Here is a 22,999-nt window from a genome sequence, read left to right as displayed (position 1 = left end):
TGGGGTTATGCATATATGCTCGATAAACTTTATGAGATATAAAAAAACTTCGCAGTTCACTCTTAGCGATACCTCTGAAGGAACTGCGAAGCAGCCTGCTGCTCCCTCAATTAACAGTTTTTAGGCACAACAAACAGCAATCAGCGCTTATTTTGATTGCCAAATTCGATAAATTCCTTTGTTTTGCTCTATGAAATTACTATAATCCTTTTATGTTAAATTAAGTTTTTTCTAACTTAACGAGTCTCTTCCTTATATTTTCATATCTTCTACATTCACCCCAAAAATTCCTCCTTATTCTCAATTATTTGTATATTCATTCTTTTAGCAATAGAGAAACTTCATACAAATATGTTTGAAGTATGGTCTTTGCTGAAAATTTTGTAGAGCGCTGCTGCAGTAAAATCTGAGGGCAATGCTCTTCGTTTTTACTGTTTTAAAATAACCCTTAGAATGCATTATGTTATAGACTAAATAAAAGATTGGAATATAATGCAACTATTTGGTAAGGCACTGAGTCTAATATATAGAAAGACAAATTGATATTGTGCATTCCGGAATGCCATAAAATATAAGTACAAAAAGCAGAAATAAAGCCAAAAATGGCAGACGAATTATTTGCTAATTCATCTGCCATTTCGGTTGTATTATAGTTTTTGCACCTAAAATAGAACCCGTTGCTAAAATGTTGAACTCTCTTTTATACTACCTTCTTTAGGTTACTGTCCGTTTTGTTCAAGATAAAGTTTAAATAGGGCTTGGGTTCCGCTATTTTCTTCTCCGTTTTCTGCTAATTTCTCGTAAAGTGTTTTGGCCAGCTCTAAGCCCGGTGTAAGCAAGCCCATCTGTTTTGCCGAGTTTAGGGCAATGGTCATATCTTTGATGAAATGTTTAACATAAAAACCAGGGGCATAATTATTAGCCAGCATCCGTGGAGCCAGGTTGCTTAAGGAGAAACTTGCGGCTGCTCCGGTTTCAATACTTTTCAGAACCGTTTCCGGCTTTAAGCCTGCTTTTTGGGCGTAAGCCATAGCTTCACAAACCCCTATCATATTCGAAGCAATCGCAATCTGGTTGCACATTTTTGTATGTTGTCCAGCGCCGGCGTTTCCTTGTAAAACAATATTCTTGCCCATGATTTCAAATATCGGCAGAATCTCCTGAAAATCCCCTTCATCTCCGCCAACCATAATAGCCAAACGAGCTTCTTTAGCACCAATGTCCCCTCCGGATACAGGAGCGTCAAGGGCATGCATTCCCTTAGCCTTAGCTTTAGCATATATCCTTTGAGCCAGATCTGGAGAAGACGTTGTCATATCTATAAAATAGCTTCCCTCTTTAGCGTGATTCAAGATGCCCTTTTCTCCAAAGTAAACTTCCTCAACATCTTTAGGATAGCCAACCATAGTAATAACAACTTTGCTTTTTGCAGCCAGTTCCGCAATGGTATCCTGCCAGGCAGCTCCCATATTAATTAGATCGGCAGCACTAGCTTTTGTACGATTGTAAACAGCCACCTGATAGCCGGCTCTTATTAAATGAGCAGCCATGCTTCTGCCCATAACTCCCGTGCCAATAAAGCCTATGATTGTCTCTTCTTTAGTAAGTGCCATTTTAACCTACTCCCTTCGAATTGCCTTTAAAAAACTATAAAATATCTAATCAAGGGTGTCAAGCTATCCCCCCCGGTGATCACGAAACCTATTCTTCACATTGAAGAAAGGCAGGATAATATCCTGCCTTTCCTGGGTATCCATGATTATTTGGTAGTTTTCCAAAGCCCGTGAATATTGCAATATTCCCTTACCTCAAGAATATCCTCTGAGGAAACCAGGAAACTTGCCTCCGGAGCTTGACCAGGCTGAAGCTCTGCTCTAAGCACCTGATCCTTGGTCAGTACTTCAATAAAGCGAATGGAATGCTTTTCCTCCATAGGATGCGCAACACTGCCTACCTTAACTTTAATGCCTCCCTGTATTTCTTCAAGGACAGGAACGTGTTTCTCTAAGCTGGCATCTTGGGTACCGGCTTCAAGTTTATTCATAGGTTTGTTACAACATACCAAAGCCGGTGCTCCCGTATTAACCACCTCTACAACATTACCACAAATACTGCAGACATATAGATCTCTTAAATTTGTCATTAATATCCCTCCTATGTGCTTGATGATTTATTCTTTGTTTAGTATTCTCCAGAAAGTTAAATTTTCCTCCTTATAAAGATTACTTTTTTATAAAAATATTAAATTTATTACCTCTCCATGCAATGAGTTCGCTCCTGTGGACGAAGCTGCCCTGCCTTTCGGGTCCACGGTTTCTTTAGGTTGTTTCAGAGTAGACCCCCATGCCGCTGCGAAGCACCAGCAGATGATGAAAATGAGTGCTTCCGGGGTCGGGCAGCTTCGCCATATCCGCTCACCGCAGCATTCCGAGGCTCGCCCACTCGCTGGCGCGGGAGCAATCTTCCCGGATAAGATTCTTTGGAGATAGCCGCTTCGAGGGAAAATGTCCACCGGAGCCCTAGCATGCATCGACAAGTCAAGCATAAACTATTCTTAGCAGCTTCTATTTCAGAATATTTTAAATTTTATATACACAAGGCTTCCAACTTCCTATAATATAGACATAGGCCTTGGATTCAAAAAGGAGGGCTAGGAATGATATGGACTCAATACTATGATCCTGAAGTCCCAACAAGATTAGAGTATCGAGAGGCAAAACTCGATGAATTGTTTCGCCAAAGTGTCAAAAATCATTCAGATGCTGTTGCCTTAATCTTTTTCAGTCGCCTAATTCTCTATAGAGAATTAGGCGACTACGTCAATCGGTTAGCCACTGCCCTGCAAACCATGGGAATTCAACAAGGAGACAGGGTAGCGCTTCTGCTGCCCAACTGCCCGCAATATGTAATTAGCTATTTTGCCATTTTAAGCATCGGAGCCGTGGTAGTTCCCATAAATCCTCTCAGCACTGAATTTGAACTTCTTCATATCTTTCGCGATGCTCAGCCGGTAATTGGAATCAGCTTAGATCTTCTCGCCGGTAAATTAGAAAGTGTTCGTGAAACTTGCCACAAATCTGGTGAACATCAGATCTTAAAAAAAACTTTCTACACTGCTCTTAACGAATTCATGCCTATGCCTATTAAACTTCTCTATCCATTATCCAAAAAAATATCACCCCAAGCCAAAGAACGTTTACCCCACTGTTTGCGCTTTAAATCCCTGCTTAAACAAGAACCCCAGCCTCTCATTCCCAATCACATTAATCTTCACGAAGATATTGCCGTACTCATTTATACAGGAGGAACCACAGGCAAACCAAAGGGTGTCATGCTGTCCCATCATGCTTTAGCTGCTAATGCCGCCCAAGGAGCCTCCTGGGTGCAGATGAGTAAAGATGACCGCCTGCTTGCCGTTCTCCCAATCTTTCACGGTTTTGGCATGTCGGTCTGCATGAATGCTCCTTTGATTTCAGGTTCTTCCTGTGTCCTCCTTCCCCGTTTCACAGGAGATGAACTCCTTAAAGGAATCCACCGCTTTCAGCCCACACTTTTCGCCGGTGTACCTACAATGTACATAGGGATTATTAATCATCCCCGTTTAACTCGCTATAACCTGTCTTCATTGCGAGGTTGTTTCGTCGGAGCAGCACCTTTAGCTCCGGAAATCAAACGGCAATTTGAAGAACTTACGGCTAGCAAACTCATGGAAGGCTACGGATTGACTGAGGCAGTAACAGCAGTTTGCGCTAACCCATATCGAGGCATTAACAAAACAGGCAGCATCGGAATCCCCTTTCCCGATGTCAGCATGGAAATCAGGGATATTGATACCGGGGAAAATGTCCTTACCCCTCGTGAAATTGGAGAAATTGTACTCAAGGGTCCTGATCTTATGCTTGGTTACTACAACCAGCCTCAAGAAACGGCTTCAGCAATAAGAAAGGGCTGGCTCTACACAGGGGATATGGGCTATATGGATGATGACGGTTATTTCTATATCGTGGACCGCAAAAAAGACATGATTATTACCGGGGGATTCAATGTCTATCCCCGGGAAGTTGAAGATGTCCTCTATTTACATCCTGCTGTAAAAGAGGCATGTGTCATAGGCACCCCTGATAATTATAAAGGAGAGCTGGTCAAGGCCTTCATTACCCTAAAGGAAGGAGCCTCCATTGGCGAAGAGGAGATCATCTCATTTTGCCGCGAGCACCTAATACCCTATAAAGTTCCCCAGCAGGTTGAGATCCGACCCGAGCTTCCTAAGACAGCCATCGGCAAAATACTAAAGCGTTCTCTTAGAGACCAGACCCAAATTTATGGCAGCAAGACCAATATGCTTTAAATGCGCCGGAAAATCGAAAGGAGCTGTTAGGAATGTCCTATAACAGTGCATTTAATAATTCTGAGGAAGCCCTTGAATACCTCTTGGAAGAGGCTGCTCTAAATGGAGCAGATCGACAATCCCGCTACCCTGACCACAAGTTTTTGGGCTTCTTTTGTTCCTATTTTCCTGAGGAGCTGATTATTGCCGCAGGATTAAATCCGCTGCGGCTTTTTCCCGATTCGGAGAACGCTAATCCTGTTGAATTACCCCCTTATTGCTGCTCTTTAGCCCGGGGTACCCTGGAAATGGAGATACAGCAAAAGTGGGGGGATCTTGCCGGCATTGGCTTTGCTCACACTTGCGACGCCATGCAGTGTTTAAGCGGAATCTGGGCTAGCTGCAGTCAAAATAAGACCTTCGATATTGTTCCTCCTGTCATGTTGAAAGCCCCGGGAGCTGCCTCCTACTTTTACGCTGAACTTAATAATCTTTTATCAATGTTATCCGCCTTAATCCAGCAACCTATTACCAAAGATGATTTACATGCTGCTATTGAATTATGTGGTCTTATCCGTAAATTAGTCTTTGAATTAGATGAGCTCCGTCCCAATCTCCCTTCCCCTTTAGTATCCGCCATCCTGCGGGCCGGTCAGGTAATGCCCCGGGAACTTTATGCCCAGGCACTGGAAAAAAGTCTTCCCGCAATCCGAGAAAGGGTCTCCGACTCCGGCAAGAGAGTCAGGGTACTGATAACCGGCGCTGTCTTAGAGAAGGACAGCCTCTTTGAGATGATTGAAGAATTAGGGGGGCGAGTGGCTGCTGATGATACCTGCACAGGTTACCGGCATTTTTCCGGTACAACCACCCATGAATCTGAAGATCCCCTCATAGATATTATTAAGCGGTATACAGAAATGCCTCCCTGCCCCTGTAAAAACATCCGGCTTAATGAAAGACCTGCCAACTTAACCACCCTTGCTAAACAGCGCCAGGCGGATGCCGCCTTAATTGTCATCCGCAAATACTGTGAACCTCATGCCTGGGACGCCGTTGCCCTGAGGGATGAGTTCCAAAAAACCGGTATTCGAACTCAAATACTGGAACTTGAAGGAGCAGCCGCGAGCGGACAAGAACGAACCAGACTCCAAGCCTTCTTAGAAAATTTACTGGAAGGTACTAAAATCTAAAGGAGGCCCCCACCATGAAACAACCATCCGGCAATAATAGCAAAGCCAAGTCATCCAACTATCGTCCTCTTAAAAGCGGTAAAGACCTCAAGAAAACCATGGGCCGCTATTACACACTGACAAATTATCACCGCTATTGGGGTAAATTTTTGCACAAGCCCCTGGCTTGGGTCACCAGCGGCGCCCCGGTGGAACTCTTGCGCGCCTTTAACATTCACTCCGCTTATCCCGAACAATACGCGGCAATTTACAGTGCCCGCAAGGCCACGGTGCAGCTTTGCGAAGTTGCGGAAGCTGCAGGATTTTCTCAGGATCTTTGCTCGTATGCTCGTTCAAATATCGGCGGAGTCCTCAGACCCGACCTGGCTCCTTTGGGAGGAATGCCTAAACCGGATCTCTTAGTGGCCTGCAACAATATTTGCGGAACGGTCTTAAAATGGTATGAAGTTTTGGCTCGTCATTTCAATGTACCCCTCTTCGTTCTCGATACCCCCTTTCTAACTGATGAATTAACCCCTCAAGCCAAAGACTACGTCTTAGAGCAATTATTGGAACTGGTTAAGGAATTAGAAAAATTCACAGGGCGGCCTTTCCGTGAAGAGAACCTGGCAGCGGAAATGAACCGGAGCCGGGAAATTACCGCACTCTGGAAAGAAACCCGCAGCTATTGTCAGGCTGCCCCCTCTCCTCTCAATGCCCCGGACCTGTTCATTAATATGGCTCCCATTGTCGTGCTGAGAGGATCCCAGGAGGGGATTGAATTTTACCGTAAGCTTAAATCAGAAGTCAAAGAACGGGTTAATCTCGCCCAAGGGGCTATCGGCCAGGAGCGAATTCGTTTAGTGTGGGATAACATAGCCATTTGGCCGCAATTATTTAAGTTCTACAAAATGTTTGCTGAAAAAGGAGCCTGCTTTGTCACCGACACCTATAGCGGGGGCTGGGCTGTGGATCATGCCCCTGGAACTCCCTTGGAAAGCATAGCCTCCACTTATACTGAGATATTTCTCAACCGTTCCCCTCAATATCGTGCCAAACAGTTAATTAATCTGATTAAAGACTACAATACTCAAGGTTTTGTTATGCATTCCAATCGTTCCTGCAAGCCTTATTCTTTGGTACAGGAAGTGATTCGCAAAGAAGTGATGCGTGCCACCGGGGTTCCCGGATTAGTCATCGAAGCAGATATGGCTGACCCCAGGGCCTATGCCGAAGAGCCGGTCCGCAATCGAGTCCAGGCTTTTCTGGAAACATTTGACGAATTATAAGCAAAGGTGTTTTTCACCTGTTAATTAGGAGGCCAGTATGAAAAAGTATTATCTGGGTGTGGACATTGGGTCCTTGACAGTTAAAGTAGTCCTTATTAATGAAGATCTGGAGATTATAGGCTATAAAAAAACCAAAGGAGGCTATAGCAGCCGAGCTATAGCCCTGAGTTTACAAGATCAGCTATTGAGTGAATCCGGTTTGAACCCGGAAGATGTCCGAACTGTGGCCACGGGTTACGGCAGGGTCACCTTCCCGGCAGACCGGGAAGTATCGGAAATTACCTGTCAGGCCAAAGGGATCAGCCACCTTTTTCCTGCCGTCCGCACCGTCATCGACATCGGCGGGCAGGACAGCAAAGTGATTAAACTCTTTGTCAACGGTAAGGTTGCCGATTTCACCATGAATGATAAATGCGCCGCCGGCACAGGCAGGTTCCTGGAAGTGATGGCCTCAGCCTTAGAAGTGGAATGGCAGGAAATTGGTGGGTTAGTGTCTCTTTCCCAAAGCCCAACCAAGATCTCATCCTTTTGCACAGTATTTGCGGAATCAGAAATTATATCTCAAGTCTCGGCAGGAGAATCCAAGCCGAATATCTTAGCTGGAGTTTGTGATTCCGTAGCCAGCAGGGTTGCCTCTATGACCCGCCGGACCGGCTTGGAGCCGGACATCGCCTTCACAGGCGGAGTTGCCCATAATGCCGGAGTTATCGAGGCTCTGTCCAAACAACTGGGCTTTCCTTTATTTATTCCTCAAGAACCGGTCATTACTGCTGCCTTAGGGGCTGCCTTACTTGCCAAAGAGCTTAAAGCCTGACTCTGGGAAGTCCGACTAAATCTATAACTCTAAACATGCAAGCCCATTAGGAAAATGCCGATAACCTTCCCCCAAATTTCCCAGAATTGAGATACCGGCAAAGGATTCACTCCCTGACCACATTCCACCGTAAAGCCTGGGCACTTCCAATCTTGAATAAACCAGTCCTTATAGCCGGCATCACTTTCTACGTAGCGAATCTCTTCGTAGCCGCTTACTTCTACAAATCGTTGGATGATTTCCTGAGATTCCATGGGTTCAAATCCTTGATAGCCCCAGTAAATCTCTTCTCCCTGAGTATGAAAGGCACTGACCAAGCGGAAATTATGAGCTTGGGTAAACTCTGCCATAGCCCTGGTCTCCGGTTCGGAAAGGGGGGCAGGGCCAGGATAGTCCCGGGGAGCCGGCTGGGTTGCCCCTCGTCTGGATACCTCGGTTTCCCAGTTTGCTGGAAACTGATCGTTTAAATCAACTCCGCGAATGTTGGCTTTCCAGCCGCTGAAATCCTGAGATTCCCCATTAATCCGAACTGCTTCGGCATAGATTTGAGACTCTGTATCGATTTTTCCATGCACAAGCTGCACCCCATCAGGATTAACCATGGGGACCAAATATAATGAAGTACTCTCAAATAAGGTTTTGATATTAAAATACCCTATATTATTGCCGGAGACATAAGCTTTTGCATAAACTTCCAAAAACTTCATTAAGAGCAAGGTTGTGATCCACTCATTAGCGTGAAAAGAAGCGTTATAGTGGACTTCTTTTTGTCCTTGCCCAATCCTTATGACAGGAATCGAACGGCACATCACCGTTGACCCAATTGAATCCATCTGGATAAAGGGATAAAACTCTTGAAGAGCTTCCAGGTCATTAACCATCTCATGATAACCGTAGTTTTCTCTGGGAATAACAATCGGTGTCTCAAGGGATTTCTTGGGTACATTAAGTACTTGACCCGGCACAATCAAGTCAGGGTTTTTAATATCCGGATTGGCAGCAATTAAGGAACTTAAACTGATGCCATACTTCTGTGCAATTATATATAAAGATTCTCCTTCAATTACTATATGCTTGGTCATGGTTACACCTCCTATGCGCTCCACTCATTTATATCCACTCATTTCCCAGTTTTTCATTTCCTATATTGCATGTTATTTATCAATTTACAAAGATATACCTTAGGGTTTTCTAACCAGACCCCTTTTTCCCCTCTTAAGCAGCCAGAATCTTATTATTTTCCGCCCCGATTTCCAAGTCAGAATTTGGGACAAGCCTCCTCCTTGGCTTGTCCCAAATTCGGAATCGATTCCGAATTCCCAAACGCTTGGGATTTTGGGAATCATATTTCAATTATCAAATTAAGCCGGCTGCTTCCCTATACTTCAGAAAGCAGCCGGCTTTAAATTAAAAGACATCTTTGACAATTCTCTGCAGATCCTTGGCAGTACGGCAACGATAAACTTTAGAGCAATAATCCTGATACTCTCTCATGGCATTATCCCTCTCAGCCCATTCAGACAGGTCTAAAGGATTTAACCAGTAAACCCTGCGAACCCCTTCGGAAATTTGAGCAAAATAATCTGTTTGAGCAGAACGATAATTATTTTTGGCATCTCCTAAAATCATAAGAATTGCCCGGGACGACACCTCTCTTAAATGTCTTTCAGCCAGTTCTTTAAAAACCGCTCCATAATCCGAAAATCCCGAACTCACTTTATGCCCCCAGCTTTTAATCTCCTGTTTTACGTCACTCAGATCTTCATCCCACACGTATTCAGAGACATCCCAGACAGCATCAATAAAAAAGAAAACCCGTATTTTTCGAAAACCTTTCCTAAGACAGGTTACCAAGTAGATTAAGAATTCGACAAAGGGAGCCATAGAGTTCGAGACATCACAAAGCACCACCAGCTCTGGGGCACGGGGAACTTTGCGGCGATAACCCAACTGAAATAAATGCCCGTCCCACTGAACACTCTTTCTAATCACATCCGGAATATCAATGACTCCTTTGGGATAGGATTTCCAGCGATATCCCGGCCGGAGCGCCAGATTTTTCGCCCATTTGCGAATGCTCGATCTTACCAGACCTTTTTCTTCTTCCGATAAATGACTTAAGGGTTTGAACAGCCAGTATTGCCGAACCAGCGGGTCCCAGCTATTATCAGCCTTTACCTGACTGATCAATACCTGCTGTCGAACTTTCTCCAGGATGAAAGAACGCCGGCTTTGATGAGCATACCATGCCTCTTCAGAAAGGCTGCCTCGCTGGTAAGCCAAGTCATAAGAATTTATCCAAGTATAATAGTCAAGCTCCGCTAAGATACGTTTGACTGTCTCTTCAAAATCCATATCACTGCCAGCCAACTCCTCCAGCTTTACAGGGATAAAATTGGCCAGTTTCGATGCATCCAGACTATCCCCACACTCCGTCAGGCTGACTCCTCCGGAACCACAGCCTATTCCTTGGCCCCCTGCACCTTGACGATCCTGGTGTTTCTCCAGCTCCTGAGGAGAAATATTGTTATGCGTCTTTTCCGGTTCTGGAGATTGACTGTCACCAACAATAATTTCCCAAACCGTATTAAAAATTGCACTATCTTGGGGACGATGTACGAATAGGGTTTTCAAAATCTCTTTGTCGGATATATTAGGATAGCGCCGGAGACACATTTGAGCATCTCGAATATCCTGGGAAGAAACTGCTACAGATACTTGCCTAAGAGCATGCACAAGCCTGATAAAAACCCATCCATCCATTTAATCATTCCTTTTCGGTACTTGCCGACCCCAAAGCCAGGGTAGCTTCGTCCCACAGGAGTGAACCCATTGCATGGAGAGGCGGTTAAGCCCACAAAGCGGCTACGGGGATTGCGCAGCCATGGTTCACACCAGGTACTACCCGGAGGTTTGGCACGAAAGTGTCCGGTGGACACTTTCGCCGAAGCGGCTATCTCCAAAGAATACTTATCCGCTGAAGGTTAGCTCCCGCAGCCGCGAGTGGGCGAAGCTGCCCGACCAAGGAGTCCTCTTATCTTCTCAGTTGGTGCCGCCGTAGCGGCCATGAGAATCTATCCTCTGCGCCCCAAACCCTCACTATCCCATTTCTTAAGCCGCTCTTCCAGCTTAGCCACATCCTTCGGATACTTCAGCAGCACACTAAGAGTACCCATAAGATCTCCATAGGCTAATTCATCTTTCTGCAGAGCACTGAGCGCCCGGGCAAAGTCAATAGTCTCAGAAACACTGGGAAGCTTCTGTAAAGGCAGCTTCCTAACCTTAGCGACAAACTCACAAACGTCTTGAATTAAACCTTGGCTTAATTCAGGTGCATGAGACTGAAGGATGGATATTTCCCGCTCTAAGGCCGGGTAAGTAAGATAAATATGTATACAGCGCCGCCTGAGAGCATCGCTGAAGTCCCGGGAATTGTTACTGGTTAAAATGACTAAGGGTCTAGCCTTGGCAGTAACAGTCCCTAATTCAGGAATCGAGACCTGTTGTTCGGCAAGGAGTTCCAAAAGGAAACTCTCAAACTCCTCGTCACTCTTATCCAATTCGTCGATGAGCAGCAGTACCGGTTCCGGTGATCGTATTGCCTCCAACAGTGGCCGAGAAAGTAAAAACTCCTCAGAGAAAAGATCGAATTGAAGTTCATCCCACTTTTCCGATTTGGCAAGCTGTAAGCGCAGGAGTTGTTTGGCATAATTCCAATCATACAATGCTTTGCTAATATCTAACCCTTCATAACATTGTAATCTTATCAATCTTCGCTTCTCCGCCCTGGCCAGAGCTAAGGCCAGCTGAGTCTTGCCAACACCGGCAGGTCCTTCAATAAGACAAGGTTTATCCAGTGCTAAGGCAAGAAATAAGGTGGTGGCAGCTTCTTGATCGATCAAATAACCTTCTTCCTTCAGTTTTCCAGCTAAATCTAGGGGAGAAGTCGGCATATTATCTATAATCCCTCCTCTGCTAACCCTTTTCTACAAGGTGAATTCTTATCTAAAACCCTATATCTTTGGATTAAAAGCCAATTTTTACTTAATTATACTACCTGTGAATAATTGTGCAACTTATTGATTCTATCATCGTTTCCTTTTGGACTTTCTCCTAAAATCAATAATTTTCCCCTGATACATGTCTTTAAGAACAATCCTAATCTCAAAGGAGTTCTCTAACCGCCGTAAAAATGGAACCTCCTTATCTGTCACAATAGAGACAGCAATCCCTTTATTGCCGGCTCTCCCCGTTCTTCCGGCACGATGAAGATAAAGTTTAGGATTTTCAGGCAAATCGAGGTTAAAGACATGAGTAATGTTTTCAATATCCAGGCCCCTGGCAGCCAGGTCCGAGGCAACCAGCAAACTCCTTTTACCGCTGCGAAAATCCTCCAAAGCTTTTTTTCGTTCCATCTTATGGGCGCTTCCGTAAAGCCCTTCTGCCTGCAAGCCGTGATAATTAAGCTTCTCAACGACGTTTTGAATCTCTTCAGATTTATTGATAAAAATTAAGCCTCGTGTTGGGATAATGATGCGAATTAGCTTCCTCAACACTTCAATTTTATCTCGTTGTTCAGCTATGAAGTACATATGCTCAACTGTCGGAGGCAGGGCAATTTTATCCGTAACACGAATAACCTCAGGATTCTTCAATAACTCAGAAGCGCGCTGATAAGCAGCTGCAGATAATGTCGCCGAGTATAACAGAAGTTGGGTTCTGCTAAGAGCCGTCTTAATGACAGACTTAACCAAAGAAGCATTTTTTTCATCAAGCAAATTGTCGGCCTCATCAAGGACTATCGTCTTAACGGTTTGCGCAACGATCTTTTTCTTCTGAATCAATTCCAATATTCTGCCGCTGGACCCCACAATTATATGTGGTTTTTGCTTGAGCTTCTCAATCTGCCGAGTTATATTGACATTTCCGATGATAGGAATTGAAATGACGGCTAACCCTGATTCTTTGGAAATAGTTTCTATGACACGCTGAATTTGTATCGCTAACTCGTGGGTTGGGGTCAGAATGATCACCTGGGTTTCTCTTTTGTGAATATCAATCTTCTGGATCAAAGGCAGAAGATAGGCTAAGGTTTTTCCAGTACCGGTTTCAGCCTGGCCAACCACATCCCTGTCTTCTAAAATATATGGAATTGTTTGTTCTTGAATTGCCGTTGGCTGAACAATGCCGATCTTACTAAGAGCATTAATCAGGGAACTATCGAGGCCGAGCTGTTCAAATGTTTTCATTGAGAACCATCCTTCTATAAAACTATCGCTGCTAACAAACTACACTTGGAGTTTAAAGCCTAGCTACCATTATAAGCCACTTTTCTCGATAAAGCGAAATTTACTGAATCAGCATATTAGAAAACTTGTTGGCGCCTGAAGACACTGTCTTCGAACGAATTAGCCCTTCTTGCAGTATCAACGAAATGTTATACATTTCGATTAGTATAAAAAAAATAACATTGGAATTTATACCGGGTATAAATATCGGAAATTTCACACAATCTGGTTCCTATAATAAAATTGAAATTATACAAGTATAAAGCAAGGGGCGGGTGAGGTAGTTTTGTCAGACGATGAAAAGTATTGTAAGACTCTCCAACACTTTTTAGCAGTGGCGCCTTACATAAATCAGTTTGTGATTGATGACATCGGCTTGTTCATCAGTGATAAGGAAAAAGTTATTTGGGATGTCGTTCCCAAAACCTTTAAATGGGATAAGGCCTCTTATGTCGGAGATATTCCCGGCCCAGGATGGGTCTCCTATGATGCTATCCAACAAGGACGACGTGTTGTTAAAGAAGTCAGCAAAGAAGGCTTCGGGGTCCCTTATATAGCCGTTGCCCTACCAATTCGGGAAAATAATGAAATTGTTGGGGCAATTGCTATTCAACAGTCGGTAGAAGGCAGGGAACGGCTTTTTGAAATTGCCAATTCTCTTAATGAAATCATTAAAGCCGTGGATATTAATGTTAACCAGATCGCCGCAGAAGCTGAAGAACTATCGGCAACCGGCCAGCAACTAGGAATGATATCTCAGGATACAAAATCTCAAGTCGATGAAACTGACAGCATTATTGGAGTCATTCACAAGATCGCTGCCCAAACCAATTTACTTGGCTTGAATGCTGCCATCGAAGCTGCCCGAGTCGGGGTGCATGGTAAAGGTTTTACAGTTGTTGCTGATGAAGTCCGCAAACTTGCTCAAACCAGCTCCGAGTCATCGAAAAATATCCACGTCACTTTAAAAAAGATTCAAGATGCTGTTGATCAAATTAATGCATCCGTTAACGAAATGATTTTAGCCTCAGATCATCAAGCTGCATCATTAACTGATATTGCTCCATCCGTCAATCAATTATCAAATTTAGCCGATTCTATCGTCACCTTAGCAAAGGATTTAACCACTGACCACTTTAACAGGAATTCCTGATAGATCATCTATAAAAATCAAAGAAACCCATCCCGCAAGGTGGGTTTCTTTGATTTTCTATTTCAATTTACAGCGGGTTGTCCTTTTACCCTATAGTATAAGGAGAACAAATCCTGTTCTCCTTATACCAATACTGGGCTATCCATCCTGAAAAAAAGTTATGCCTTAATCAGTAACCTTACTTCTTAATACCATACTCTATTTCAGTTTCTTCAACGATAGCGCGCAATTCCGCTTGTACACTTTCGGGCAAGTGTTCGGGTTTATACGTCTCTAAAATTTCTCTGGCCGCTTCATAAGCTCTTTCGGTGTAATCCTTACCACCATCAGCCAGCCAGACATCTCTCATGCGGCGGTCGATAACCGTACTCTTGGATTGTGTGCGCATATGTTTGAAGGTATGCTCTTCGCTAATAAAGTTACCAGCTGTACCTACATGCTTGATAACATCTACTGCTAAGGTCTCATCAGACACGCTTATCCCACAAACCGCTTTTTTGATCATCCTAGCCATCTCATTATCCATCATCATTTGAGCATAGTCATAGGTGATGCCGAGTTCTAACATTCCCGCACCGTAAATCAGGTTGGACCCTGCCAACGCTGTCAGCATAGCGGTAATAGTGAACTCATGAGATGCTTGGGCATCCGGGAGTTTGCTGTCTACCTAGCCACCGGCGACCCAGCTGGGAAGCAGGTAGAATTGGGCCAGCTTGGCGACGCCGGCATTGATCATTCCCAGTTCTGGAGATCCTACCGGAGCAGTAGCAAAGCGTAAATCCATAATGGTAGTTGAGCTGCCGTAAATAACCGGTGCTCCTTTGCGCGTGAGCTGACTTAAGACGATACCGCTTAATACTTCAGCATTATGTGTCACCAGACTGCCTGCCAAGGTAATCGGTGAGGTAGCTCCAGCCATGGCCATGGATAAGACATTAACAGCAATACCCGCTTTTGCACCTTCGATAATAACCTCGGTACAATGTCCGACTAATTGTAAAGGACTGGTTGGGCAGACGTTGCAGGAGAAAATCGGGCGTTCTCTTAATTTGTCCTCTCCTCCAACGATGGCAGCAGCCATTTTAAGAACTTTTTTAAAGTTTTTGCCGCCTTCAGTTCCAATGAAAACGTGTTTAGAAGTATTGTTGAAAATGACTTCAGCATTATGCACAACAGCAGCTTCCGCTGGGACATCTTGTGGTGCAACTGGACGTAAAACTGCATCCATATCAGTCATGGCATCACAGAAACGTGTAATGTCTGCCACATCTTGCTTGGTAGTTTTGCGATACTCTTTGGTGTAGGGATCGATAATTGAAACACCTTCACCAAAGTTAATGAAATGTACTCGTTTGCCGCCTAAGACAATGTCATGTTTAGGATTTCTTCCCGCTAATAACACTGTGTTTGGAGCAGAGTGGATAGCATCTTCGACAATATACGGAGGGATTTTTACAACGTGGGTTTGATAATTGACATTACATCCGCCTGCAGCGAAGATATCTAAAGCATCTTTAGATTCAACTTTAATTCCGGTTTTTTCCAGTACTTCAAGGGTACCGCTGTGAATATCATGCAGTTCAGCGTCTGAAAATAAATTCAGTCCGAAACCCTCAAACCTAGAAACTCCTGCTTGAACCTCAGTTCTCAATTACTCCACCTCCATTTGATTTTAAATTTAGTATTACGCCTGAAACTTTGTTTTAACTTAGTTTAAGTAGGCGGTTGCCATTTCTTTGGCTGCCATAGCATCAGCGCAATAACCATCTGCACCGATATCATCAGCGAAGCTTTGGGAAACAGGGGCTCCTCCGACTAAAACTTTAACATCGTCACGTAACCCTGCTTCCTTAAGGGCTTCAATGGTTAGCTTCATATTCATCATAGTGGTTGTTAAGAGAGCGGATAAGCCGACGATTTTTGCATTATGCTCTTTGATTGCAGCTACAAATTTCTCTGGGGATACGTCAACACCCAGATCGACGACATTGAATCCGCCGCTCTCCAGAATCATAACAACCAGGTTTTTGCCAATATCGTGGAGGTCGCCGGAGACAGTTCCAATAATGATGGTTTTACTTACTGCGATATCTGCATCGGCAATCAGAGGTTTAACAATAGTCATACCTTCGTTTAAAGCTTTGGCAGCCATCATAACTTCCGGAACATACATTTCCCCTGCTTTGAATTTTGGGGTAACAATATCCATACCAAGCAGTAAGCCGTTAGAAATAATTTCCATAGGATTGTTGCCGGCATCAACCATCTTTTGGGTAAGATCTTTTACTGCTGCTGCATTTCCTTTAAACACATAATCGGCCAATTGATCAAAGTCACTCATCGTAAAAATCCTCCTTAAGATTTACTAATAATACCCACCAGTATCTTTTATAGTTTTAACTCTTACGAGCTAAATCATAGTATAAATAGATTTGCTTGTATAATTCCGTCTATTTATGCCCGGTATAAGTTAGAGTCCGCCAGCCGGACATACTAATCAGGCATGGGATTTAGCTTTTTCGATAAAAGTCAATAAAGCTTTATCTGTTTCCGCATCCAATAATGTATCCGGTGCATTTTGCAGGACTTGTTTGAATTTGCGGTTTGCTCTGACAACTACATCTTCGCTTCCGGAATTTACCCAATCAGTATAATTGCCCCAATCAGAAACCGTTGGCGTCCACAGGGAACGGAATTTTTCAAAGGTACTCATATGCGTCAAATAGGTACCGGTATGGCCGACTTCTTGAATAACATCCACCGCCAAAGCTTCATCAGAAGTATCAATACCTTGAGAAATTCGTCTGACCCGGCGGATAAGTTCCTCATCAATGATAAACTTCTCGTAGGAAGTCGCCATGATGGCATCCAAGACTCCTAAGCTTTGTACCGACATATGGGCACCGCTCATCATTCCCATTAACAGGCTTTGCATGGTTTCATATCCAGCCTGGCAGTCAACGGTTTTAGAATGAGTAATACCGGACATGGTTCTCGTAGGTAACTTGTAGAAATCCAAGCCCATCTGCAAGCTGGCGGTATTAATCAACATTGCTTCCGGTGTGCCCGCCGCATAAGTAGCTTCCTTCATATAGCCTGAGGTGGAAGCAGTAGCGTAAACTACCGGAGTCCCTGGGTTGATTAACTGAACCAAGACCAATCCGGCAATCGTTTCTGTGTTTTGCAGGACAGCCGTTCCCAGGAGAGAAATCGGACCGCTGACTCCGGCCATAATGCAAGGTGCCAGCAGCATTACCTGATTGCGTTTGGCATATTCAATCATGGTCTCCAAGGTGTCCGGTGCATAGGCTAAAGGACTAAGAGAATTAACCAGAACTGCAGTGCAGTGGTTCTCTAACAAATAACCCGGTTTACCGCCCATGGCAATCTCAACCATATCCAGCTGCTCACGAACCTGCTGGGTATTCGCGCAGAATCCGATAACAGGTTTCTCAGAATTTTTTAAGGCCTCATACATCATCATCAAGTATTTATCATTGCTCTTGACATCACTGGGATCAACAGGAATCGTTCCAACGAGGTCAACAACATCACTGGCTTGACATAGCTTTTGAATATTAGCATAATCCTCGAGAGTTGCCTCACGACGCCCCTTATCCAAATCTTGGATATATACTGGACCTACATTAGGCTGTATTAAAAAACCTTCACCAACAGTTATGGAATATTTATCATTCCGAGCTTGCATTCGAAAGCTTCGCGGAGCTGTCGATAAGGCCTGATCAACCATTTCACTGGTAATATAAACAGTTTTATTTTCTACCTTAGCTCCATGTTTTTTGAAGACTTCAATAGCTTCATCATTATGAAATACTACCCCTGTCTCCCGAAGAATTTTTAGCGTGGCTTCATGAACCCTCACCAAATCATCTTTCGTCAATACTTCCATCCTTGATTTTAAAGCCATTATTACACCCTCTCTTATCATACTTAACGTGAATATCAGGTAGACAATGAGCTTTAATTTCTTAAAGTCATTAAGTCATTTAGACTTAAGAAAAGTCTTGATGACTTGTTATTAGATTACCTATTAGTGCCAAATTAATACTACAACTTCAACACTCACACATTCTTGGGTCAAATCTCAAACGTTCTTTGATGGTTCAGTCTAACACCACCTTCTTACGTATTTAAATAGGCTTATTGCCTGCCCCTGTCCTGAGAGTGACCTAATAATAATAACTCAGACAGTGGTCTACCTCAATAAATTGTTCACAACAAAACTCTGAGGAACATTGTATTATTAATGCAAATTCCATGCCGGAAAAGTCATCTTAAAAAAAATATTCATAATTTTTAAGAACTCTCTTTGGAGCTGAGCAATTCATCCGGAAAAAGACTCCCAAACCTGATTTGCAGCTGGCTATTCTTAAAGTGAATTATCTCTAATTGCTGTATCATAAAAAATATTCTGACTATAAAACTTACTTCTAACTCAAAAACTCATTTTCATATCCTTTTCCTGGCACTTCGACACAAAACGATAGAATATTTAAGTCAAATTGACTTAAATATTCTATCGTTTGCAGGATTTTGCGTTCTCTTAACGAATAGTCTTAATAATTAGGTTTTTAACTTTTTTAAGCTATCTTCATTTTATTGAGACAAAATAGAGTACATACCGTTATTTTTCACCGCTTACTAAAGGAGTTGTCAAATTTGACAAATACAAACCAGAGTAGTCTTACTAGGGAAGATTTTAAAAATATTTTGGACAATTCATTTGATGAAATCTTTGTAGTAAACAGCAAAGGTGTCGTAACCTACGTCAACCAAGTATGTAAAAAGCATTATGGTTTGGACCCCTCAGAAATAATTGGCAAAAATATCAGCTACTTGTTGAATGAAGGTTACTATTCTCCAGCCCTGGCTCCTATTGTATTTCAGAATAAGCAAACCGTAACTGTTGAGCAGCAAACTAAATTAGGAATCAAGCTGGTAGTAACAGCCACTCCGGTTTTTAATCAATCTGGTGACGTGGACTTTATTGTCATGAACAGCCGGGATATCACTCAAATTGAACAGCTTAAGCAAGACCTTGATAAAACTAAAAAGCTCGTAAAACATTATAAAAATAAAGTCGATGAATTAAGCCAGCAGGTAAGTTACTTTAAGGGCTATTCTTTTCAGGATGAAAAAATGAAGCTGTGCTTAGAAATTGTTCAGAGAGTGGCCTTAGTCAACTCAACGGTTTTAATTCTTGGAGAGTCTGGGACTGGTAAAAATGTATTAGCCACAGATATCCATAAAATGAGTGAGCGAAAAGACGGCCCCTTTATTTGCATTAACAGTGCGACAATTCCCGAACACCTTTTAGAGTCTGAACTATTTGGTTATTGCCGTGGTGCTTTTACCGGTGCCGATAAGTACGGAAAGGTCGGATTAGTTGAACTTGCTCACGGCGGAACTCTATTCCTTGATGAAATCGGAGAAATCCCTCTAGGTATTCAGGCAAAATTATTGGAACTTATCCAAGAACGCCGCTTTATTCCTGTTGGCGGCAAAGAACACAAAAAAATTGACGTACGTATTATTGCCGCTACTAATCGTAATTTACTTCAATTAATTGACGAAGGAAAGTTCCGGGAAGATTTATATTATAGGCTCAGCGTTATTGAAATTGATACTCCTCCTTTGCGAGAAAGAACAGACGATATCATTCCTTTACTGCAATTCTTCCTCAACAAATTCGATAAAACCTATAAATACTCCCATAAATTCGATCAGCGGTGCATTAATATCCTCAAAAATTACTCCTGGCCCGGGAACATTCGTGAAATGGAGCACCTTGCGGAAAGGCTGGTTGTCACTGTTCCTGAAGGGAATATTATGCCTGAACACTTACCCAGTAAGTTTTTTAAGATTCCGTCCATTCCATCTAGTACAAGTATTCTTCAAAACGAAATTTCAAACTGGAAAAACTTAAAAAAATCCAGTGACGAAGAGGCCATCATTATTCGCTTATACAATATGCTGGGAAGTTCTTACAAAGTCGCCAATACTCTGAGTATTAGTCAGAGCAAAGTAACGCGGATAGTCCGAAATTATAAGCAAAACTGTAAAATAGGCCAGGGTATCGAAGGACCTTCAAACTAGTTTCACGAGTTTTGGATTGTTCCCCAAAAACAGGCAATGAGCTTTTTGCAGGTGGAGGAAAATTATGAGATTAGAACAGCTATCCCTTTTAATTGAAGTAGCAAAATACAACTCAATTTCATTAGCCGCAGAGCACTCGTTTATTACCCAGCCGGCAGTCAGCTCTTCTATCAGCAAACTTGAGGATGAACTGGGAACAGTACTCTTTAAACGCACTACTCAGGGTGCTTACCCAACAGCCATTGGGGAGATGATCATCGAAAAAGCTCGCCATATACTTGATACCGTAGACGAAATCAAGCAAATTGCCAACACTTCATCACTGACGGGCAGCCTATCCGTTGGAATCATACCCAGCATGGGGGACAAAATCATTCCTAACGTATTATACCTACTCAAGGATAAACATCCGAATATTAATATTATTTTAACCGTCGCTGAATCAATCAATATCATGCAGAATGTACAATCCGGAAAAAATGATATTGGTATTGTGCTACTAACAGAAGAGATCCACGGCAAAGACCTTCATTGTGAAAAACTGTTTAACGATGAATTTTTGATCTATGCCGGAAAGGATTCTCCCCTAGCCAAAAAAGAATCCGTTACCCTAAAAGAAGCCCTGGAATATCCCTTTGTCGCCTACAATGATGAGTTCACAAAAAATAACGGCGGGATCACAAGCATCCTGAAAAATTATGTTGAACCCAAGGTCGCCTTTCGCTTCTGCAATTTCGAATTGATCAAGAGAGTTGTTTCACAAGGAAAGGCTATCTCTTTCTTCCCCCGATTTATGTCAACCAACGATATCTATTTACAGTCCGGAGAAATAGTACCCATTCCTATCAGCGATATCAGTTTGGGAATAACCGTTGGCCTAATCCGTTCCAACCGCCACCCTGTCTCACAAGTCGAAAAGGAATTTGTAGAAGCCCTGAAATCCATGTGTGAAACTGCCGCACCCATTCAAAATAGCAACTAAAAAACGTAAGAAGTCTCTTTATCTGTGGAAAGAACACTACCAACAAAAAGAGGATGGGCATGATCAGCCCATCCTCTTTTTGATACTTTTACTTATTCAACCTCATTATACATTTGACGGCATCATTAGTCTTCTTCCGGATAATCGACAACTTGCACTTTCTTTTCTCCGCCGAAATCCTCCTTGAGCCACTTGAGTAGGGACAGCCCTAAGATGATGATAATAAATATAATGGGTACGCTGGTGGCAACCGATGACAGCTGAACTACCGGTAATCCGCCCACCATCATGATAGCCACCCCGATCACAGCAAGGAGTACACACCAGAAAAGTCTTGTCCAACGGGGAGATTCCTGATCATTTCTGACTTCTTTACAAGAAATCATGGAAATAATAAAGGCATTGGAATCAATGGTCGTAGCTTGGAAAATAAGCATGACAAATAAGAAATAGGGAATCACAATTTTAGTTAAGGGTAAAGTATGCAAGACTTGGGAAATCATTCCCGCAGCTCCGGCGTCAGCCAAAGTCTGATCAAGTGCTATCCCTTGATTAAGCTGAAGATCTACTGCATAGCCGCCAAACACTAAGAAGAACAGTGAACAGCCGATTGAGGTTACAACCATCATATTTATTACAACGTTTTTGATCGTTCTTCCCTTGGAGATCCTGGCAACAAATAAGCCGAAATACATAGCCCATGCTGCCCACCAGGCCCAGTAAAACACTGTCCAGTCCTGAGGGAAACCGGATTTGGTAATGGGATCTGTATATAAACTCATCCGTAAAAAGTGCGTAGCCAAAACCCCTAGGTTGTCAACATAGAAGGATAACATAAATAAGGTGGGGCCTACAATCATAATAAAGGCTAATAATCCCATACATAACCAGCTATTTAATTCCGACAATTTTTTAATGCCGCTGTTTAAACCTGCGAAAGCACTATAGCCAAATACCGCTGCAACCACCAGGGTGACCCCAACTTTTACCGCCATAGTATTCTCAATACCCAGCATATCGGCGCTTACAGCCGACATCATAGGTATAACCGTTCCCAAGGTTGTTCCTAATCCGCCTACCAGACCGATAACAACAAAGATATCAATAGCTCTGCCAATCCATCCGTCTACCCTGTCCCCCAATATTCCCCGGCAAGCATAGCTTGGGTAGAAGAAGGGTCTTTTTCTTACGTAAATCATGTAGGCAAAGGCGATGGCCCCTGGAACAAAAATAGCCCAGGCCGAAAGACCCCAGTGAAATATTCCATAAGCAATAGAATATTGCGCGGCTTGCGCTGAAAAGGGCTCATTCCAGTAAGGAGGCCACTTAAGATAAAAAATAGGCTCAGCCATGGACCAATAAACTAAACCAGCTCCAACACCGCCAGTGAACATCATGGATATCCAGCTGAAGTCTGAGAATTCAGGTTTATCATCTGATCCGCCCAATTTTACATTGCCAAATCTGCCAAAAGCCAACCAAAGTGAAAACACTACACAACCCAAAGTAAATAATAACCATAACCAGTCCATTCTATAGGTTATAGCTTTTAATACTGTTGAAACATAGGGTTGCAGATCTGTACCAAAGTAAAGCATTGGGGCATATAACAAAACACATAAAATAGCACTGCCCCAGAAAACAACAGGATTAATACGAGCATATATACCTTTAGACTTCTCTTGTGACAAGTTATTCACCCTTTCTTGTGATTCAATCTGAGAACGGGGTTTATGAAGATAAGTCAGCTGATAAATTCCGCGTGTCTATCGATACTATGTGTTACGAAAGCAAATCCTTGGTTATTACATTCTTGGTATTTTCAGGTCCGTGAAAAAACAATCCTATGATGATGCCCGC

The 22,999-nt window shown here is 43.1% G+C and carries 17 protein-coding genes and 1 pseudogene; 8 read left to right on the top strand and 10 right to left on the bottom strand.

The genetic code is table 11. The features are described from left to right. Positions 1-719: 719 nt before the first annotated feature. Both DESOR_RS08475 and DESOR_RS08470 read right to left on the bottom strand, forming a co-directional pair. Positions 720-1,613 (bottom strand): NAD(P)-dependent oxidoreductase, encoded by an 894-nt coding sequence (locus DESOR_RS08475; RefSeq protein WP_014184188.1) that lies wholly within the window; start codon positions 1,611-1,613, stop codon positions 720-722. A 146-nt stretch (positions 1,614-1,759) separates the two neighbouring features. Beyond that, positions 1,760-2,143, bottom strand: a complete 384-nt coding sequence (locus DESOR_RS08470) for a desulfoferrodoxin (protein ID WP_014184187.1) — start codon at positions 2,141-2,143, stop codon at positions 1,760-1,762. 513 nt (positions 2,144-2,656) lie between these two features. Between DESOR_RS08470 and DESOR_RS08460 the strand changes: the two genes are divergently transcribed. From DESOR_RS08460 to DESOR_RS08445, 4 genes are read left to right on the top strand one after another with little or no spacing between them, the layout of a single operon-like run. After that, positions 2,657-4,348 carry a long-chain-fatty-acid--CoA ligase gene (locus DESOR_RS08460; RefSeq protein WP_014184186.1) on the top strand — a complete coding sequence of 564 codons (1,692 nt, stop codon included), beginning with the start codon at positions 2,657-2,659 and terminating at the stop codon, positions 4,346-4,348. A gap of 32 nt (positions 4,349-4,380) precedes the next feature. Continuing rightward, positions 4,381-5,517, top strand: a complete 1,137-nt coding sequence (locus DESOR_RS08455; protein ID WP_014184185.1) for a 2-hydroxyacyl-CoA dehydratase family protein — start codon at positions 4,381-4,383, stop codon at positions 5,515-5,517. 14 nt (positions 5,518-5,531) lie between these two features. Further along, positions 5,532-6,785: a 2-hydroxyacyl-CoA dehydratase subunit D gene (locus DESOR_RS08450; RefSeq protein ID WP_014184184.1), complete on the top strand. Its 1,254-nt coding sequence runs from the start codon at positions 5,532-5,534 to the stop codon at positions 6,783-6,785. Between the two features lie 37 nt (positions 6,786-6,822). Beyond that, positions 6,823-7,599 carry an acyl-CoA dehydratase activase gene (locus DESOR_RS08445; protein ID WP_014184183.1) on the top strand — a complete coding sequence of 259 codons (777 nt, stop codon included), beginning with the start codon at positions 6,823-6,825 and terminating at the stop codon, positions 7,597-7,599. 29 nt (positions 7,600-7,628) lie between these two features. Here the strand turns inward: DESOR_RS08445 and DESOR_RS08440 are convergent, their stop codons facing one another. Both DESOR_RS08440 and DESOR_RS08435 read right to left on the bottom strand, forming a co-directional pair. Further along, complete coding sequence (locus tag DESOR_RS08440; RefSeq protein ID WP_042330976.1) at positions 7,629-8,681, bottom strand: M14 family metallopeptidase; 1,053 nt, start codon at positions 8,679-8,681, stop codon at positions 7,629-7,631. Positions 8,682-9,006: 325 nt separating this feature from the next. Then, complete coding sequence (locus tag DESOR_RS08435) at positions 9,007-10,362, bottom strand: VWA domain-containing protein (RefSeq protein WP_014184181.1); 1,356 nt, start codon at positions 10,360-10,362, stop codon at positions 9,007-9,009. 69 nt (positions 10,363-10,431) lie between these two features. Between DESOR_RS08435 and DESOR_RS29295 the strand changes: the two genes are divergently transcribed. Next, positions 10,432-10,587 (top strand): hypothetical protein, encoded by a 156-nt coding sequence (locus tag DESOR_RS29295; RefSeq protein ID WP_158309018.1) that lies wholly within the window; start codon positions 10,432-10,434, stop codon positions 10,585-10,587. Positions 10,588-10,673: 86 nt separating this feature from the next. On the opposite strand, the gene DESOR_RS08430 is transcribed toward DESOR_RS29295, so the two are convergent. Both DESOR_RS08430 and DESOR_RS08425 read right to left on the bottom strand, forming a co-directional pair. Further along, complete coding sequence (locus DESOR_RS08430; RefSeq protein ID WP_014184180.1) at positions 10,674-11,552, bottom strand: AAA family ATPase; 879 nt, start codon at positions 11,550-11,552, stop codon at positions 10,674-10,676. A gap of 135 nt (positions 11,553-11,687) precedes the next feature. After that, entirely contained in the window at positions 11,688-12,848 is a 1,161-nt protein-coding gene (locus DESOR_RS08425) for a DEAD/DEAH box helicase (RefSeq protein WP_014184179.1), read from the bottom strand. 325 nt (positions 12,849-13,173) lie between these two features. Between DESOR_RS08425 and DESOR_RS30565 the strand changes: the two genes are divergently transcribed. Next, positions 13,174-14,040, top strand: coding sequence for a methyl-accepting chemotaxis protein (locus DESOR_RS30565; protein ID WP_014184178.1), 867 nt, complete (start codon positions 13,174-13,176; stop codon positions 14,038-14,040). A 178-nt stretch (positions 14,041-14,218) separates the two neighbouring features. Here the strand turns inward: DESOR_RS30565 and mttB are convergent. From mttB to DESOR_RS08400, 3 genes and pseudogenes are all read right to left on the bottom strand, one after another. Continuing rightward, positions 14,219-15,691 (bottom strand): annotated as a pseudogene (gene mttB, locus DESOR_RS08410) ([trimethylamine--corrinoid protein] Co-methyltransferase). A gap of 57 nt (positions 15,692-15,748) precedes the next feature. After that, positions 15,749-16,381 carry a cobalamin B12-binding domain-containing protein gene (locus DESOR_RS08405; protein WP_014184177.1) on the bottom strand — a complete coding sequence of 211 codons (633 nt, stop codon included), beginning with the start codon at positions 16,379-16,381 and terminating at the stop codon, positions 15,749-15,751. Between the two features lie 156 nt (positions 16,382-16,537). After that, positions 16,538-17,968, bottom strand: coding sequence for a trimethylamine methyltransferase family protein (locus DESOR_RS08400; RefSeq protein WP_014184176.1), 1,431 nt, complete (start codon positions 17,966-17,968; stop codon positions 16,538-16,540). Between the two features lie 752 nt (positions 17,969-18,720). On the opposite strand from DESOR_RS08400, the gene DESOR_RS08395 reads away from it, so the two are divergent. Both DESOR_RS08395 and DESOR_RS08390 read left to right on the top strand, forming a co-directional pair. Beyond that, entirely contained in the window at positions 18,721-20,157 is a 1,437-nt protein-coding gene (locus DESOR_RS08395; RefSeq protein WP_014184175.1) for a sigma-54 interaction domain-containing protein, read from the top strand. 64 nt (positions 20,158-20,221) lie between these two features. After that, on the top strand, positions 20,222-21,139 hold the full coding sequence (locus tag DESOR_RS08390; protein ID WP_014184174.1) for a LysR family transcriptional regulator: 918 nt from the start codon (positions 20,222-20,224) through the stop codon (positions 21,137-21,139). Between the two features lie 125 nt (positions 21,140-21,264). Here DESOR_RS08390 and DESOR_RS08385 read toward each other — a convergent pair whose 3' ends face one another. Then, positions 21,265-22,830: a BCCT family transporter gene (locus DESOR_RS08385; RefSeq protein WP_014184173.1), complete on the bottom strand. Its 1,566-nt coding sequence runs from the start codon at positions 22,828-22,830 to the stop codon at positions 21,265-21,267. Between the last annotated feature and the right edge of the window lie 169 nt (positions 22,831-22,999).

It is taken from the genome of Desulfosporosinus orientis DSM 765 (assembly GCF_000235605.1).
GTDB lineage: Bacteria > Bacillota > Desulfitobacteriia > Desulfitobacteriales > Desulfitobacteriaceae > Desulfosporosinus > Desulfosporosinus orientis.
Note: the sequence above shows the minus strand (reverse complement) of the source record. Positions and strands in the feature narration are given on the sequence as shown.

Coding starts and splice junctions, on each gene's coding strand:
- DESOR_RS08425 (WP_014184179.1), bottom strand. CDS start 12,848: ATGAAAACATTTGAACAGCTCGGCCTCGATAGTTCCCTGATTAATGCT.
- DESOR_RS08435 (WP_014184181.1), bottom strand. CDS start 10,362: ATGGATGGATGGGTTTTTATCAGGCTTGTGCATGCTCTTAGGCAAGTA.
- DESOR_RS08405 (WP_014184177.1), bottom strand. CDS start 16,381: ATGAGTGACTTTGATCAATTGGCCGATTATGTGTTTAAAGGAAATGCA.
- DESOR_RS08470 (WP_014184187.1), bottom strand. CDS start 2,143: ATGACAAATTTAAGAGATCTATATGTCTGCAGTATTTGTGGTAATGTT.
- DESOR_RS08440 (WP_042330976.1), bottom strand. CDS start 8,681: ATGACCAAGCATATAGTAATTGAAGGAGAATCTTTATATATAATTGCA.
- DESOR_RS08445 (WP_014184183.1), top strand. CDS start 6,823: ATGAAAAAGTATTATCTGGGTGTGGACATTGGGTCCTTGACAGTTAAA.
- DESOR_RS08450 (WP_014184184.1), top strand. CDS start 5,532: ATGAAACAACCATCCGGCAATAATAGCAAAGCCAAGTCATCCAACTAT.
- DESOR_RS08475 (WP_014184188.1), bottom strand. CDS start 1,613: ATGGCACTTACTAAAGAAGAGACAATCATAGGCTTTATTGGCACGGGA.
- DESOR_RS08460 (WP_014184186.1), top strand. CDS start 2,657: ATGATATGGACTCAATACTATGATCCTGAAGTCCCAACAAGATTAGAG.
- DESOR_RS08400 (WP_014184176.1), bottom strand. CDS start 17,968: ATGGCTTTAAAATCAAGGATGGAAGTATTGACGAAAGATGATTTGGTG.
- DESOR_RS08430 (WP_014184180.1), bottom strand. CDS start 11,552: ATGCCGACTTCTCCCCTAGATTTAGCTGGAAAACTGAAGGAAGAAGGT.
- DESOR_RS08455 (WP_014184185.1), top strand. CDS start 4,381: ATGTCCTATAACAGTGCATTTAATAATTCTGAGGAAGCCCTTGAATAC.
- DESOR_RS08390 (WP_014184174.1), top strand. CDS start 20,222: ATGAGATTAGAACAGCTATCCCTTTTAATTGAAGTAGCAAAATACAAC.